The organism is Serratia sp. NCCP-200, from assembly GCF_059697885.1.
Genome location: NZ_BAAKUJ010000007.1, coordinates 66,590 through 83,346, shown reverse-complemented (window position 1 = coordinate 83,346; position 16,757 = coordinate 66,590). Strand labels below are relative to the sequence as shown.

The following is a 16,757-nucleotide window of genomic DNA, read 5'->3' as shown; positions in this document are numbered from 1 at the left end:
CAAACCATCCAAGCTTAAGTTATTTATATAATTCAATTAATTAAGTATAAATTCATCATCACTCTCTTTCGATCGATGCGCCCACTCGCCGATCGAACCAGCAACCATCAAGATGGCGCTCGCTTGTGCAGGAAATTTCCGCAATGTACTGTTATATCAATAATAATACGCCAGATCGGCAGGCCGTCCGTTATAGGCTGCTTTTAAATGCATCACGTTTACGGGGTGTAAATTTCATTTCATATTGAAATTGAAATTTTTATTCCTCATACTTCAACCATGCTTCCTACTTAGCTCCTTTACCGGGTCGCAATCGGTTTTGCTTAATGACAGAAGGAAACGGGTATGGCCACACAACAAAAGCAGCTTGATGTCATTTGCCTCGGGCGCATCGCTGTCGATTTCTATGCTCAACAAATCGGCGCACGCCTGGAAGATGCCAGCTCATTCGCCAAATATCTTGGCGGCTCCTCCGGCAACGTGGCCTATGGCACCGCGATCCAAGGGTTAAAATCCGGCATGCTGGCTCGCGTAGGGGATGAGCACATGGGCCGCTTTCTGCGTGAAGAACTCCAGCGCGTCGGCGCGGACACGCAGAGTCTGATCACCGATAAGCAGCGCCTGACTGGCCTGGTGATCCTGGGCATCAAGGATCAGGAAACCTTCCCGCTGATTTTCTACCGTGAAAACTGTGCCGACATGGCGCTGACACCCGAGGATATCGATGAAAACTACATCGCATCATCACGGGCCCTGGCGATCACCGGCACCCACCTTTCCCATCCCAAAACGCGCGCTGCGGTGCTTAAAGCGTTGGAATACGCCCACCGCCACGGGCTGCGTACCGCGTTGGATATCGATTATCGGCCAGTGCTGTGGGGGTTGACCTCGTTAGGCGATGGCGAGACCCGCTTTATCGAATCGGAAAAGGTGACTCGCGAGTTGCAGGAAGTTCTGCACCATTTCAATCTCATCGTGGGGACTGAAGAAGAGTTCCATATCGCTGGCGGCAGTACCGATACGCTGGTCGCGCTGCAGAACGTCCGTAAGGTCACCCAGGCCACGTTGGTGTGCAAGCGAGGGGCGCAGGGGTGCTCGGTATTTGAAGGGGAGATCCCCACCGATTGGCAGCAAGTCAAACTGCATTCTGGCGTTCGCGTTGACGTTTTGAACGTGCTCGGCGCGGGTGATGCCTTTATGTCTGGCCTGCTACGTGGCTATCTTAATGATGAGGGTTGGGATCAGGCCTGCCGTTACGCCAATGCCTGCGGTGCGCTGGTAGTGTCACGCCACGGCTGCGCCCCCGCGATGCCGACCAAGCTGGAGCTGGACGATTACCTGCAACGCGAACAAGAGGTGAAACGCCCGGATCTGGATGCCCGTCTGAACCATTTACACCGCGTTACCACACGTAAACAGCAGTGGCCGGAACTGTGCGTATTTGCCTTTGATCATCGCAAGCAGTTGGCAGAAATGGCGCGAGAGGCAGGAGTGAGTACAGAGCGGATCCCACAGTTAAAAACGTTATTGTTGGCCGCTGCACAGGCTGCAGCTGCCGAAGCGGGGTTACACGGCAACAGCGGTATTCTGGCAGATACTACCTACGGCCAGGCGGCGTTGAATGCCATTACTGGCCAGGGCTGGTGGATTGGCCGCCCGGTGGAGTTGCCTGGCTCCCGCCCTTTGCGGTTGGAGCACGGCAACATTGGCTCGCAGCTGATCGACTGGCCCCAAGAGCACGTGGTCAAATGCCTGGTGTTTTATCATCCACAGGATGCCGAAGCGCTGCGCCGTGAGCAGGATGAGCTGATCGTTGACGTGTATCGTGGCTGTTGCAAATCGGGCCATGAGCTGTTGCTGGAAGTCATTTTGCCAGAAGGTCATGCCGACAAAGACGAGAGCCACTATCTGCAGGTGATGGAACATTTCTACCGGTTGGGCGTTCTGCCAGACTGGTGGAAATTGCCGCCGCTGAGTGCCGCCAACTGGCAAAAAGTGGGGGAATTGATTGAAACTCACGACCCATTCTGCCGCGGGGTGCTGATCCTCGGGCTAGACTCCCCACAGGAAACGCTGAAAGCCGGGTTCGCCGCAGCCGCAGATGCCCACTGGGTAAAAGGTTTCGCGGTTGGCCGCACGATTTTTGGCACTTCTTCACGCCTTTGGCTGCAAGGTGAGATCGATGACCTCGGGCTGGTCGAACAGGTGAAACAGAAATACCTGACGCTAATCGGTTTCTGGCGGCAATATCGCCCGCAGCCTGCGAGTAAAACCAGCCGGAGTTAAGCTGGCGTTGTTAATGAACCTGCCCCTTAAAGTGATTTTCGCTGCTTTAAGGGGATTTTTTTGCCCATTTTCTGTGAAGTAACGCAACTGGCGACGAAATAAATCGCTTTTTGTAGAAATGAAATGTCCACTCCATCTGTTAGAATAACCTGACAATATCTTCAGCGTATACCCAATACGCCTCAGCCAATACTGCGAGCCGAATGGATGACTAACCCAACTCAACTTTCGCTGTTACAGGACGAGATCCGCCGCCGTTATGAAACGCTGAGCAAGCGCTTGAAACAGGTAGCACGATACATTCTGGATAACAGTAACAGCATTGCTTTCGATACCGTTGCCTCCATCGCCGCACAGGCCAGCGTGCCGCCATCTACCCTGATCCGTTTCGCCAACGCCTTTGGCTTCAGCGGTTTCAACGAAATGAAGCAGGTTTTCCGCCAGCATCTGATGGAAGAAACGGTGAACTATACCGAGCGCGCACGCCTGTTCCGCCAAACCTCTACCGACGACAGCGTTGCCCCGGAAAAGCCGGCAGAAATCCTTAACGTGTTTACGATGGTCAACTCGCAGGCGCTGCAACAGTTGGCGATGCAAACCAGTGCCGAGCAGTTGGATCGGGCGGTAGAGCTGCTGAATAGCGCGGAAAATATCTACGTGATCGGCCTGCGCCGCTCATTCAGCGTGGCTTCATATCTCACCTATGCCCTGCGCCACCTGGAAAGGCGCGCCTTCCTGATCGACGGGTTAGGCGGGATGTTTACCGAACAGCTCAGCATGGTGAAGCCCAAGGACGTGGTGATCGCCATAAGCTATTCGCCTTATGCCAAAGAAGCAGTAGAACTGGTGGAGTTGGGTGCCAAGCAGGGCGCACAGCTGATCGCCATTACCGACAGCCAGGTCAGCCCGCTTGCCGCCTTCAGCGATGTCTGTTTTGTAGTGCGCGAAGCGCAGGTAGATGGTTTCCGCTCGCAGGTGGCCTCCATGTGTCTGGCACAGACGCTGGCGGTATCATTGGCACTGAATAACGCCAAAGAGCTGTAATATTCGAAAAGGGCCGCAGTGTGCGGCGGCCCCCTACCTTGTCAGTATCAATAGCTCTCGCTGTTGATCCAGGCGTGATCTTTTTCCCAGGTGAACTTCCACAGGCGTACCGGCCCCGCCATCACATTGAGATAGTAATTGTCATATCCGGCCAGGGTTGCCACCGGATGGTAACCGCGCGGCACTTTCACCACATCGCGGTTATAGACCGGCATACACTCATCCAGCGAACGATCGTCGGTATAGACACGTTGCAGGCAGAACCCTTGTTCAGGGTTAAGACGGTGGTAATAGGTTTCTTCCAGGTAGGTTTCGTCCGGCGAGTTTTCCTGGTCGTGCTTATGGCTTGGGTAGGAGCTGGTATTGCCTTCGTCGGTATAAACCTCAACCACCAGCAGGCTGTCAGCCGGTTGGCTATCAGGCAGAATATTGTGTACCAGCCGTTGGTTACGGCCTTTACCCCGCCGCTCCACGCCGACGTCTGCCGGGGTGATCAAGCGTGAAGGCAGATGTCCGTTACCCGGTGCGCTGCATACCGCCAATTCCAGATCGGTTTCTGCCCGGACTTCAGCATGGTCGTGATGGGGTACATAAACGGAGTAAGGTGGAGTGCGCTCAAACGGGCTCATCCGCTTACCAATGTGTGGATACTCCGTCCGTTGCGTAGCCACAGAGGCAATACCCGCCACCAGCACCAGGCAAAGCTCCTTGTCGCCACTCTCCAACCGCAACGACTGCCCGGCCGCTAACCGATAGACCTCAAACCCGACAAAACGCCAGCCGGCATTTTCCGGGGTGACGGACTGAATACGCCCCTGCGCATCCGGTTGCTGACATTTCGCAAGTAATGATGACATGACAATGCTCCTTAAATCCCATGCTTGTGAGTGTGGCTGCAATGCATTGATACCAGCGACAACGGCCGCTATCCCGGTGGAATAACGGCCTCGGCATACCTGGCTGCGGTTTAGCCCAGCGTTGGCATACTGTATTCGGATACCGTTTGCTGGCCGGTTGGCCAACGTGCGGTGGCCGTCTTCATGCGGGTATAGAATCGCACGCCGTCCGTACCATGTACGTTAAGCGCACCGAATACTGAACGTTTCCAGCCGCCAAAGCTGTGGAAAGCCATCGGCACCGGTACCGGCACGTTAACCCCCACCATCCCCGCCTGAACCTCATGCACAAACTGGCGAGCATAGTGGCCGTTATTGGTGAAAATGGCGCTGCCGTTACCAAACTCGTGGCTGTTCACCGTATCGATGGCCGTTTGGTAATCGGCCACACGCACAATGCCCAACACCGGCCCAAAGATCTCTTCACGATAGATGCGCATATCCGGCTGTACGTTGTCGAACAGGGTGCCCCCCACGTAGTAACCCTCTGGATAACCCGGCACCTGATAATCGCGGCCATCGACCACCAGCGTTGCGCCCTCTTTAACGCCAATATCAATGTATCCCAGCACTTTTTTCTGATGGGCGGATGAGACCAACGGCCCCATTTCATTTTCCTCGCCGCCTTGCTGCATGCCGGGGCCAACCCGCAGTTGGGCGATCAGCGGTTTGAGTTTGGCAATAAGTTTATCCGCGGTGCTATCACCAACCACGACGGCCACCGGCAGCGCCATGCAACGTTCACCGGCCGAGCCAAATGCCCCTCCCATCAGCGCATTGACCGTGGCATCCAGATCCGCATCCGGCATGACGATAGCCTGATTTTTGGCGGCCCCAAAGGCCTGAACACGCTTGCCATGCGCACTGGCGGTGGTGTAAATATGCTCTGCCACCGTGGATGAGCCAACGAAGCTCACCGCCTGAATGCGTGGATCGGTGCATAGCTGCGAGGCCTCTTCATTGCTGCAATGCACGACGTTGAACACCCCATCCGGCAGGCCCGCCTCTTTCAGCAGTTCTGCCAGACGCACGGAGGCCGAAGGCACCAACGCCGGAGGCTTCAGGACGAAGGTATTGCCGCAGGCCAGCGCGATAGGGAACATCCACATCGGCACCATAGCCGGGAAGTTAAACGGTGTGATCCCGGCCACTACGCCCAGCGGCTGCATCAGCGAGAAACTGTCCACGCCGGTGCCGACATCCGGTGAGTATTCCCCTTTGATCAGGTGCGGAATACCGCAGGCAAACTCCACCACCTCCATGCCACGGGTCAATTCACCCAGCGCGTCGGAATAGACTTTGCCATGTTCACTGACGATCAGTTGCGCCAACGCTTCGCGGTGCTGCTCTAGCAATGCTTTGAAATTGAACATGATACGCGCCCGGCGCAGCGGCGTGGTACGCGCCCAGTCGGTAAATGCCTGATGGGCGACATCAATAGCCTGTTTCACCTCGGCGGCGGTGCTCTGCGTCACATGGCGTTCAACCTGACCGCTGGCCGGATTGTGCACGTCGACGGTTTGATTACTGCTGCTCAGGCAAACCTGCCCACCAATAAAGTTACCCACGGTTTTCATGTTTCACCCTCTTTTAAGTCCGCTATCGCCACGACCTGAAGCATTGCCGCATACCGTGACGTTCATCGTGCCGTCTGCAAGAGTACGGCCCACAGGCAGATTAAATCCTGACCAGATGAATCAAACTCTATTCTATTGAAAAAAAAGTTTCAAATAAAAGTTTTTAGAAAATTTGTTTTTAGTGCCGCCGATCGCAAATTTGCCATTCCCGTAGGCAGAGCGGGTGGTAGCAAACGATGCTATCCGCGATCCGCCAGCTGCGTGGCCTTACACAGTAATCTCTATTTTTTAAACAGATACACTTGCCCGCCTGGAGGAGTCAATTTTCCAATCTGCCATGCAAGTCGGGCAGAACATTTGCCCTATTTATGCTCAATTTTTTGAACTGGATCTAAAAATCAATATTTCATTATTCACTAAATATGAAATAAATGTTCTCGTCTGCCAAAGGCCCCCTGAAAAACACCGCCTTGATGACAGGCACGGTTCACCCTTCTGCCTCCCTACCCCCTACAAGTCACTTAAGTAGGCAGAAGCCTGGATAAAAATCGGAGCAACATATGTCACATCAGCGTAAACACAATACTGGGTATATTCTGCGTATCTGCGGGATTGCAGCACTCGGCGGCATTCTGTTTGGTTATGACACCGCCGTGATTTCTGGTGCGATCGAAGCCCTTAAAGCCTACTTTGACCTCAGCCCGGCAGAAACCGGCTGGGCCGTGTCCAACGTGGTGATCGGCTGCGTGGTCGGTGCTTTCGGCGCTGGGCCGCTGGCCGGGCGCTATGGCCGTAAAAAGGCCCTGGTGGTAGCCGCCTTCCTGTTTACCGTTTCTGCCGTCGGTGCCGCTCTGGCCACCACCTTCACCTGGTTTGTTATCTATCGCATCATCGGGGGTTTGGCTGTCGGGTTGGCCGCAACGGTATCCCCCATGTACATGTCAGAAGTCTCACCGAAGGATATGCGGGGCCGGGCGCTCAGCATGCAGCAGTTCGCCATCGTGTTCGGTCAGATCGTGATTTTTTACGTTAACTTCAAGATTGCCAGCTATGCGAGCGAAGCCTGGCTGATTGAGATGGGCTGGCGCTGGATGATTGGCTCAGAGGTAATCCCCTGCCTGCTGTTCACCGCCTTGGTCTTTGTCATCCCCGAATCACCACGCTGGAGCGTAATGGTAGGCCGTGACGATCAGGCTTTAGCCATGCTGACCCGCGTTTCAAATGCCGAGCATGCTAAAAGCGTTTTGAGAGAAATCAAGGAGTCGCTTCGCCAGGACGAGCAGCACCGTAAGCAAAAGCTGAATTATGGCGACGTACGCGTACGCTTCATCCTGTTTGTCGGCTGTATGATCGCCATACTGCAACAGGTGACGGGGGTTAACGTCATGATGTATTACGCCCCGGTGGTGCTGAAAACCGTGACCGAAAACGCGCAAGAAGCCCTGTTCCAGACCATCTGGATTGGCGTATTGCAACTGGTCGGTTCGGTGATCGGCGCGATGCTGATGGATCGCTTGGGCCGTATTCCACTGATGCGCTGGGGCACCCTGGGCACCATCGTTGGTCTGCTGATCACCTCTTATGCCTTGTATACCCAGGCAACTGGCTACTTTGCGCTGTTTGGCATGCTGTTCTTTATGGTGTTCTACGCCATGTCATGGGGCGTCGGTGCCTGGGTGCTGGTTTCCGAAATCTTCCCCAACCGCATGCGTTCACAGGGGATGAGCATTGCCGTTGGCTGTATGTGGCTGGCCAACTTCGTCGTGGCCCAGAGCTTCCCTATGATCAATGACCAACCTTATCTGTTCTCCACCTTCCACGGGGCGTTCCCAATGTGGGTGTTTGCCGCCTGCTGCCTGTTCAGCTATTGGTTTATTGCCCGCTTTATTCCAGAAACCAAGGGCGTTTCACTGGAAAGAATGGAAGACGTCGTGATGGCAAAACGCTATCGCCAACCGCTATCTGAAATCGTCACGGCAGAAGATGGCAAAGCCTAAAGCCCACAAATCCAGGAGTGATGCAACATGGCCATTGCGTTAGCACGTTTTTGTATCAACCGTAAGATAGCCCCCAACCTCACGCTGGAGAACTTCTTCCGCCTGGTGAAAAGATGTGGGTTAAACAAGGTCGAACTGCGCAACGATATGTCGGGTGGCAAAGTGGCCGACAACCTGAGCAACGAGCAGTTAAACGCGCTGGCCGAAGAGTTCGGCATTGAGATCGTCACCATCAACGCGCTGGGAATGTTCAACCTGCTGGAAGATCAAGCAGCATTGCTGAAAAACGCTGAAGCGTTGCTGGTTCAGGCAAAAGCCATCCATAGCAAGGCGGTGGTGATGTGCCCACATTGCAACGCGAGCGACCGGCGCAGTGAATCACAAAAGAGGGAAGATACGCTGGCTGCACTACGGCTACTCGCTCCGCTGTTCAAACAGTACAGCGTTGAGGGCTACGTGGAACCATTGGGGTTTGGCATAAGTTCACTGCGCTCTTCCTTGCTGGCACAGGCAATCATTCGTGATTCTGGCGCACCCTATAAGATAGTGCTGGATACGTTCCACCACTATCTGAGCGACGTAACACAACCAGAGTTTGACGCTCAGATCCGGGTTGAGCAGATTGGTTTGGTGCATCTCTCTGGCGTTGAGGATCCGCTCGTCAAAGGCGCATTAAGCGATGAACAACGCATTATGCTGAGCGATCAAGATCGGTTGGCAAGCGTAGCCCAGATACAGAACCTGGAACGTTTGGGCTACCGGGGGATCTATGCCTTCGAGCCGTTCTCTTCACAGCTAAACACCTGGACAGAGGGCGATATCGAACGCGAGATCCGCCACAGTATTGCATTACTGCAAGAGTAAAAGTAAAACCCCCCGTAGAATGCGAGGAGTTGTTTTAACAGCGTAACCCTGTGTGTTTGATAGCGCCCCCCTGCATGCGTATGGCCCTATGAATTCGCGTCGGAATAGTAAACGAAGTATCTATTGAATTTTAATAAATACGTCAATGATGAGCACTTAATCAATTCAACTACGACAGCAAATATAGAGACAACCCGAATATATCGATGAAATATTCGAACTAGTCATCCACATGGCATAGGTAATAATAGTAGCTGCTAGGGTTCGATCTGCGCACGTAAATACGCCAGAGCGCTTTGACTGTAGCTCTCCCCTTGTGTCAATTTGTTGATCCGGCCCTGGGCCTCCAGCACCATACCAAGACGATGTAATTCCTGATGCTGCGGAAGTACATCGGCAAACGCATTAAGCAGGATGATTGACGGCATGATTTTTTCTGCGCAAGTGCCTACTGCGCCAGGTTCATCCCCCCTGGCCGGACAGGGCAGGCTGTCCGAATTGCGATGTTGGCATGCCTGTAACAAGGCAATTGCCTGTTGAATTTCATGACTCCATGGCATAACCACTTTCCTCTGAGACCGACTTTCTTGCCAAGATATGATTAATAATCAGTGCGTTAGATTGTATTAACGACTCACAACAAACCACAAATGCCCCTAACCAAGCTGGCCCTATACAAGATAGGTTTTTCCAGCCATGGTTTATTGATATAGGTCACATTGCATAAAGATCGCCAAATTTTTATATTCACTCAATGGTTAAGATAATTCGCAGGATTTCGATAACGCCACATTTTTTACTTAAAAAAAGATAAAATTCCTACTGCGACCTCTATCTGCCCCTAACCTAAATTTGGGAAAAAAAACCAGCTTTTGCTGTAAATTACGCGTTAAAAACAATAGAAAAACACGTTCGCAAGATGCAGGAGGATATTCTGAAAAAACACGATAGTTGTAAACGTAAAGTTATTACCAACCAGATTATTCCAACACACCATTTATTGTCTCGAAAACTGCCAAGAGCAAGGTCTTGCTGGCCGAAAGGTTAGCGTTCACCCTGCGATGAGGCGATAGCAGCTACGAGGGTCAGGAGATGCCGGTATGTCTAGGGTGTCTGAGGAAGCTGGAAACAGGCCCAAAGCCTGAACGTGGCCTCAGATTTTGAGGCCACGTTCACGCAATTACGGTTTCTTGCAGGGAGCAGGAGCGTATTTAGCATCCCCGGGGAACGCCTGCGGTTGGCAATCAGGCAGGCTCGGCAGCACCATTTCATAAACCGCCACACCAATCACGCCGACATTCTCTTTTTGCCCCGCCAGTGAACTCGCAGCGTAGGAGTCATCCGGTTTTGCAAAACGGAATGCGGCAACGGACGAATCACTTTTACGGAAGCCCTCAATCACCAGGGTTCCTTTTGGGGAGACCAGATAGCCGGAATTACGCAGTGAACCACTGCGGCCAGAAATCACGTCCAGGCCGTCAACAGCGGTTACCACCTCATAGGTTTTGCTGGGGCTGGTGTTATAGAAGAACAGCTGGTAGCGCTCGCCGTCATTGGCAGAGAATGAAAACTCGCCATTTTTATAACGATTGAGCGCGAAATCCCGATTGTTTTCGGTCTGCACCCGCATTCTGACGGAAGACAACACGATCTCATTGGTGTACTGCCCATTATTGGAAGCTGCCGCGCTGTACAACACTTTGGCGACACTGTCTGGAGAGGAATGCATACGCTTCGCGTCAACGGTGGTCACTTTGGAGTAAACGTCCTCGCCCCATGCCGTTCCCAGTTTATGTTCTTGGGCGACTGGAGCCGGTGCAGCGGCAGGATCAGCCGCCACGCGTGAAGAGGAAATCTTTTGGCTACAGCCGGAAACCAGCACCAGAGAAGCCAGTAATGCTAAACCGCATTTGATTTTCATCAGCAGAACTTTCCTTGTTATTATTTGAATCAGAGTGCGCTTGCCTCAACGCACGAGCCGAGCCCATTATTCTGAATTACTTCCGATGTTCCTATCTCTTAAGTTCTTAAAATAGACGATTTATTATCTGAAGAGGCGCAGCATGCCGCGCCTCTTCATGGCAAGCCGTTCCAGAAATGCCTGCCATCTCTTTAAGATTTCTGCGCAGCCAAAGCCTGCGCGCAGGCCCAAGCGGAACTCCAGGCCCACTGGAAGTTATAACCCCCCAGCCATCCTGTCACGTCCACCACCTCACCGATAAAGTACAGGCCCGGCACCTTACTCGCCTCCATGGTTTTGGAAGAAAGCTCTTTGGTGTCCACACCGCCCAGGGTCACCTCTGCGGTGCGGTAACCCTCAGTGCCATTGGGTTGTACGCGCCAATCTTGCAAACTATCAACCAACGCTGCCTGCTGCGTTGGAGTGAGTTGCTTCAACGTGGCCTCCGGCAGTTGCCCCAATTCTTGCAGCAATTCCACCAGGCGCTTTGGCAAGTGCAAAGCCAGGGTGTTTTTCAGGCTCTGGTTAGGATGTGCCTGGCGCTGTTCGTTAAGGAAGCCCACCAGGTCTAGCGTTGGAAGTAAGTTAATGCTCACAAACTCACCAGGCTGCCAGTAACTGGAGATCTGCAAGATAGCCGGACCAGAAAGCCCCCGATGCGTAAACAAGATGCTTTCACGAAAGCTGGTACCATCTTCCGCTGTGACCACTGCAGGAACCGAAACGCCAGACAGCGCCTGGGATTGCTCCAACAGCGGCTTATGCAGCGTAAAGGGCACCAAACCGGCCCGGGTCGGTAATACTTTCAGGCCAAACTGTTCCGCCAGCTTATAGCCAAAGGGGGTGGCCCCCAAACCCGGCATGGAAAGCCCACCGCTCGCCACCACAAGTGAGCGAGCACTCACACTCTCGCCGTTAAGTGCCAATTCAAAGCCTTGGTCGATTTTTTCGACGCTCAGAACCTCGCTGCGCAGGCGCGTTACCACCTGACCCAGTTCGCACTCTTGCACCAACAGATCGACGACCTGCTGTGCAGAATCATCACAGAACAGCTGCCCCAAGGTTTTTTCGTGGTAGGCGATGCCGTAGCGGTTAATCAGATCGATAAAATCCCATTGGGTATAGCGTGCCAATGCCGATTTGCAGAAATGGGGGTTATGCGAGAGGTAGGCCGCCGGTTCAACGGACATGTTGGTGAAGTTACAGCGCCCACCGCCAGACATCAGGATCTTGCGGCCCGGTTTTTTGCCGTTGTCGAGTAATAGCACCCGGCAACCCAGTTGCCCTGCCTGCGCAGCACAAAACATCCCTGCGGCACCCGCGCCAATGACGACAACATCAAACTGTTCCACCCAAACCTCTCTTTGCAATAACCACAACAATCGCGGCAACAAGAGCGTATTTTACGCCTTTTACGTGCCTGTATACCGCTAAATCCGCGGTGAGGGATTGTAAAGGCATCGGCAGGTCAACGCCAACGTAAGAAAATGTAACGGACATAAACGGCAGTAACATGCTGAAATTGCATCGATTCAACACCGTTCAAACCCCTTGTACATCAGAGAAATCAAAAAAACGTCATATTTTCCTTTTCCCCGACACCGGTTGTCGCCGATAATGCGCGGCGTTCATGTCCACAAACCTGGCGTAACGCTTATGCTGCATTTGTTCACTGGCCTGGATTTCCATACCGGCCTGATGTTAATTCTCGCATTGTTGTTCGTGCTGTTCTATGAGGCCATTAACGGCTTCCATGATACGGCCAATGCGGTCGCTACTGTAATTTACACCCGTGCTATGCGCTCGCAACTTGCGGTCGTTATGGCTGGCCTGTTCAACTTTCTTGGCGTGATGCTCGGCGGTTTGAGTGTTGCCTACGCCATTGTGCACCTGCTACCAACCGATCTGTTGTTGAACGTCAGTTCAGCACACGGGTTAGCCATGGTCTTCTCCATGTTGTTGGCGGCAATTATCTGGAACCTCGGTACCTGGTATCTTGGGCTACCGGCCTCCAGTTCCCACACCTTGATTGGCGCCATTATCGGTGTCGGCTTGACCAATGCGTTGGTGACCAACACCTCCGTGGTCGACGCGCTGAACGTGCCAAAAATGATCAGCATCTTCCTGTCGTTAATCTTCTCCCCGTTGATCGGGATGATCATTGCCGGGCTGATGGTGTTTATGCTGCGCCGCTATTGGAGCAATACCAAAAAACGTCAGCGTATTCATATGACTCCGGCGGAACGTGAGAAGGTCGATGGCAAACGTAAGCCACCGTTCTGGACGCGTATCGCTCTGATCCTATCTGCTATCGGCGTGAGCTTCTCACACGGCGCCAATGACGGTCAGAAAGGTATCGGTCTGATTATGCTGGTGCTGATCGGTGTTGCTCCTGCAGGCTTCGTCCTCAACATGAGCGCGACCGGTTATGACATCACCCGTACCCGCGATGCCGTGAGCCACCTGCAGCAATTCTACCAAAAGCATGGCGATTCTCTGGCACACGTGGCCACACAGACGCCGTTGGTTCCTGCGCCTCAGAATGCGGCTCCAACGTCTGATCAACCGGTTGAGTTCCACTGCGATAGCTCACGTGCCCTGATCGCCGTTGAGCGCTCTCTGGACCTGCTGAACAATCTGCAAAACTACGATCAGCTGACGGTAGAGCAGCGCAGCCATCTGCGCCGCCTGCTGATGTGCGTGACCGAGACTGCAGACAAGGTGGCCAAGCTGCCAGAAACCTCAGTGGAAGATCAACGCTTCCTGAAGAATCTGCGTTCAGACCTGTTGGAAACCGTTGAATATGCACCAACCTGGATTATCGTCGCGGTAGCCCTGGCGCTGTCCCTCGGTACCATGGTGGGCTGGCGACGCGTTGCTACCACTATCGGTGAGAAAATCGGTAAGAAAGGCATGACCTACGCTCAGGGGGTGTCGGCACAGATGACGGCCGCCCTGTCGATTGGCGTGGCCAGCTATACCGGTATGCCGGTTTCCACTACCCAAGTACTGTCTTCGGCGGTTGCCGGAACGATGCTGGTGGATGGCGGTGGCGTGCAGAGCAAAACCATCAAGAGCATCTTGTTGGCCTGGGTTCTGACCCTGCCAGTCTCGATTTTGCTTTCCGGTGGCCTGTATTGGCTGGCGCTGAAAGTGATTTGACGATTGCTCGATACAACAATGGCGGCCAAAGTGGCCGCCATTTTTTTGCCTTGCTATCGCCGGGTTAATACCAGATCGCCAATGCCACCAGGCTGATCACCACTAGCCCACACAGCGATGAAGTCAGCACAAACTGGCTGCGGACACGCTGACAGCGGCGAATGAATTCCGGGTCGTGGTGCTCCATATAGCGTTGCGTAAAGATATAGCGCACCAGCCGTATCTGCTTGCTCGGCTGGCCGTGCGAAGTAAAGAACCCTCCGCCATCGACGTATTGGTAAAGTAACGGGTCGCAGCCGCGTAAAACAAATAGCAGCGCACGCAGAGAAGAAAAATACCGGGCCATGTTAATCACACAGACCACACACAATGCCCAAAACAGCGCGACGGTACTAATCATTATAGCCCCCTCAAGGCGTTGTTATCCCGGACACCCGCCGGGCCAACGGCCCTACTTCATACCTTATGCTGCCGGAGCCTTGGCTCCCATCCCCCTAGCACCTTACGGACCCGTTGCTACCCACAACCTCTGACCGCTTGATGAACAGGCCTTACAGCGATCAGAGGAAATAAGTGGGGTCCACATTCACTAGTGTAGAATAATGCAACGCAAACAGATCCCGGTGCCGCATAAAATTTACAGTCAGGGCCAAATTCTTCATCTACCCGCTCTCCGCTCGGATAACCGTCATAAGCTATACTTTGAGCAACAATGCTTATAATTCAATCGTTCAAACGGCGGATAGCCGTATAAGTCATAGGATTTTTTGCCCCGGCGGTGTAAAACGGGTGGGGTAAACGTATAAACAAGGGTGATTGATGCGGTGCAGTGTGATCGCCCCAACATATCATTGTGTTATCTGGATGGTACTATGCAGGTAAGGCGAAAGCGCCAAGCTGGAACACTGAATGCCTGCCCCCTTTAATCGGCATTATATGGAAGGAGTATTCTCATGGCTTACAAACACATACTGATTGCGGTTGACCTATCACCGGAAAGTAAAATCCTGGTCGAGAAAGCGGTATCAATGGCGCGGCCGTACAATGCCAAAGTCTCTCTGATCCACGTTGATGTAAACTATTCCGATCTGTATACCGGCCTGATCGACGTCAACCTTGGCGATATGCAAAAGCGTATTTCCGAAGAAACCCACCATGCGTTAACCGAGCTGTCGCAAAATGCGGGCTATCCCATCACCGAAACCCTGAGCGGCAGCGGCGATCTGGCGCAGGTGCTGGTTGATGCGATTAAGAAATACGATATGGACCTGGTATTGTGTGGACACCACCAGGATTTCTGGAGCAAATTGATGTCCTCTGCACGCCAGTTAATCAATACGGTACACATTGATATGCTGATTGTGCCGCTGCGCGACGAAGAAAAGTAAGTATTCGCTAACCTGTTTGACCAACGCCCGCCCTGCGCGGGCGTTTTTCATGGTTTCCTGTTATTTATTGCTTGTTAATCAGCCACCCCACAGTGATATAGTCGAGGTAGACACAACATCCTCCCCAACTGTGAGACACATCATAAAAACAGGGGAACCAATATGCTAAACAGGAGCTATCCATGGAACAGGCTGTATCGCTAGAATCCTTTCTAAAATCCTTACAACGTCATAACTCGCATCAACCGGAATATCTGCAGGCAGTGCGTGAAGTCTTTACCTCTCTGTGGCCATTCATCGAACGTAACCCCCATTATCGTGACCACGCCCTGTTAGAGCGCCTGGTAGAGCCTGAGCGTATCATTCAGTTTCGCGTCAGTTGGGTCGACGATCAGGGCAAAGTACGGGTAAACCGCGCCTACCGTATCCAGTTCAACTCCGCCATTGGGCCGTACAAAGGAGGGATGCGTTTCCACCCTTCGGTTAACACCTCCATTCTGAAGTTCCTCGGTTTCGAACAGACCTTCAAGAATGCCCTGACCACGCTGCCTATGGGCGGCGGCAAGGGTGGTTCAGACTTTGATCCCAAAGGCAAAAGCCAGGGCGAAATCATGCGCTTCTGCCAATCGCTGATGACCGAGCTTTATCGTCACCTGGGCCCAGATACCGACGTGCCAGCCGGGGATATCGGCGTAGGTGGCCGCGAAGTAGGCTTTATGGCCGGCATGATGAAAAAGCTGTCCAACAACACCAGCTGCGTATTTACCGGCAAAGGCCTGTCGTTCGGCGGCAGCCTGATCCGCCCGGAAGCGACCGGTTACGGCCTGGTGTACTTCACCGATTCAATGCTGCAGCGCCATGGCCTGGGCTTTGAAGGAATGCGAGTCGCGGTTTCCGGCTCCGGTAACGTGGCGCAATACACCATTGAGAAAGCGTTGGAGCTGGACGCACGGGTGATCACCGTTTCCGATTCCGGCGGTACCGTGGTGGATGAAGCTGGCTTCACCACTGAAAAACTGGCGCATCTGGCCGAAATCAAGAACCAGCGCTATGGCCGAGTTGCCGATTACGCCCGCGAGCGTGGCCTGACCTATCTGGCCGGTGAAAGCCCGTGGAACGTGCCGGTGGATATCGCCCTGCCTTGTGCCACCCAGAACGAGCTGGATCTGGAAGCCGCACAGGTGCTGATACGCAACGGGGTCAAAGCCGTGGCAGAAGGCGCTAATATGCCAACCACCATCCAGGCCACCGATGCCTTCCTGGAAGCAGGCGTGCTGTTCGCACCGGGCAAAGCCGCCAACGCCGGTGGTGTTGCCACTTCCGGGTTGGAGATGGCGCAAAACGCCGCGCGCCTTAACTGGCGGGCAGAGAAAGTCGATATCCGTTTACGTCACATCATGGCGGATATCCATCAGTCCTGCGTCGACTACGGCGGCGAGGGCAAGCAAACGCATTACGTTCACGGCGCCAACATTGCCGGGTTCGTTAAGATTGCCGATGCTATGCTGGCTCAGGGCGTGCTCTAACCTTACCCTGAATGAAAAATGCCGGCAGATTCGCCGGCATTTTTTTATCTGGTTAAC

Annotated in this window: 13 protein-coding genes; 7 read left to right on the top strand and 6 right to left on the bottom strand. The window is 53.5% G+C overall.

Features of this window, described 5'->3' with window-relative positions; genetic code table 11:
• Positions 1-345: 345 nt before the first annotated feature.
• Together AC6HVW_RS20640 and AC6HVW_RS20635 are read left to right on the top strand one after the other, a co-directional pair.
• Positions 346-2,286: a bifunctional 5-dehydro-2-deoxygluconokinase/5-dehydro-2-deoxyphosphogluconate aldolase gene (locus AC6HVW_RS20640; protein WP_071681403.1), complete on the top strand. Its 1,941-nt coding sequence runs from the start codon at positions 346-348 to the stop codon at positions 2,284-2,286.
• Between the two features lie 207 nt (positions 2,287-2,493).
• Complete coding sequence (locus AC6HVW_RS20635; protein WP_021807418.1) at positions 2,494-3,330, top strand: MurR/RpiR family transcriptional regulator; 837 nt, start codon at positions 2,494-2,496, stop codon at positions 3,328-3,330.
• Positions 3,331-3,377: 47 nt separating this feature from the next.
• Here the strand turns inward: AC6HVW_RS20635 and iolB are convergent, their stop codons facing one another.
• A complete protein-coding gene (gene iolB, locus AC6HVW_RS20630; protein WP_071681405.1) occupies positions 3,378-4,187 on the bottom strand; it encodes a 5-deoxy-glucuronate isomerase in 810 nt (269 codons plus the stop codon).
• 110 nt (positions 4,188-4,297) lie between these two features.
• Positions 4,298-5,803, bottom strand: a complete 1,506-nt coding sequence (locus tag AC6HVW_RS20625) for a CoA-acylating methylmalonate-semialdehyde dehydrogenase (RefSeq protein WP_186486516.1) — start codon at positions 5,801-5,803, stop codon at positions 4,298-4,300.
• 560 nt (positions 5,804-6,363) lie between these two features.
• Between AC6HVW_RS20625 and AC6HVW_RS20620 the strand changes: the two genes are divergently transcribed.
• Positions 6,364-7,800, top strand: a complete 1,437-nt coding sequence (locus AC6HVW_RS20620; protein WP_186486517.1) for a sugar porter family MFS transporter — start codon at positions 6,364-6,366, stop codon at positions 7,798-7,800.
• A 27-nt stretch (positions 7,801-7,827) separates the two neighbouring features.
• Positions 7,828-8,664 carry a TIM barrel protein gene (locus tag AC6HVW_RS20615; protein WP_186486518.1) on the top strand — a complete coding sequence of 279 codons (837 nt, stop codon included), beginning with the start codon at positions 7,828-7,830 and terminating at the stop codon, positions 8,662-8,664.
• Between the two features lie 257 nt (positions 8,665-8,921).
• Here the strand turns inward: AC6HVW_RS20615 and AC6HVW_RS20610 are convergent, their stop codons facing one another.
• The 3 genes from AC6HVW_RS20610 to AC6HVW_RS20600 form a co-directional block, all read right to left on the bottom strand.
• On the bottom strand, positions 8,922-9,224 hold the full coding sequence (locus tag AC6HVW_RS20610) for a hypothetical protein (protein WP_071681416.1): 303 nt from the start codon (positions 9,222-9,224) through the stop codon (positions 8,922-8,924).
• Positions 9,225-9,844: 620 nt separating this feature from the next.
• Positions 9,845-10,585, bottom strand: coding sequence for a pseudouridine synthase family protein (locus AC6HVW_RS20605; protein ID WP_071681418.1), 741 nt, complete (start codon positions 10,583-10,585; stop codon positions 9,845-9,847).
• A gap of 191 nt (positions 10,586-10,776) precedes the next feature.
• A complete protein-coding gene (locus AC6HVW_RS20600) occupies positions 10,777-11,976 on the bottom strand; it encodes a BaiN/RdsA family NAD(P)/FAD-dependent oxidoreductase (RefSeq protein WP_071681420.1) in 1,200 nt (399 codons plus the stop codon).
• A 304-nt stretch (positions 11,977-12,280) separates the two neighbouring features.
• Here AC6HVW_RS20600 and pitA point away from each other — a divergent pair, with 304 nt between their 5' ends.
• Positions 12,281-13,786 carry an inorganic phosphate transporter PitA gene (pitA, locus tag AC6HVW_RS20595; protein WP_071681422.1) on the top strand — a complete coding sequence of 502 codons (1,506 nt, stop codon included), beginning with the start codon at positions 12,281-12,283 and terminating at the stop codon, positions 13,784-13,786.
• A 64-nt stretch (positions 13,787-13,850) separates the two neighbouring features.
• On the opposite strand, the gene uspB is transcribed toward pitA, so the two are convergent.
• A complete protein-coding gene (gene uspB, locus AC6HVW_RS20590) occupies positions 13,851-14,186 on the bottom strand; it encodes a universal stress protein UspB (protein ID WP_021181771.1) in 336 nt (111 codons plus the stop codon).
• Positions 14,187-14,739: 553 nt separating this feature from the next.
• On the opposite strand from uspB, the gene uspA reads away from it, so the two are divergent.
• Together uspA and gdhA are read left to right on the top strand one after the other, a co-directional pair.
• Positions 14,740-15,174 carry a universal stress protein UspA gene (uspA, locus tag AC6HVW_RS20585; RefSeq protein ID WP_021181773.1) on the top strand — a complete coding sequence of 145 codons (435 nt, stop codon included), beginning with the start codon at positions 14,740-14,742 and terminating at the stop codon, positions 15,172-15,174.
• 182 nt (positions 15,175-15,356) lie between these two features.
• Complete coding sequence (gdhA, locus tag AC6HVW_RS20580; protein WP_071681423.1) at positions 15,357-16,700, top strand: NADP-specific glutamate dehydrogenase; 1,344 nt, start codon at positions 15,357-15,359, stop codon at positions 16,698-16,700.
• The last annotated feature ends 57 nt before the right edge of the window (positions 16,701-16,757 follow it).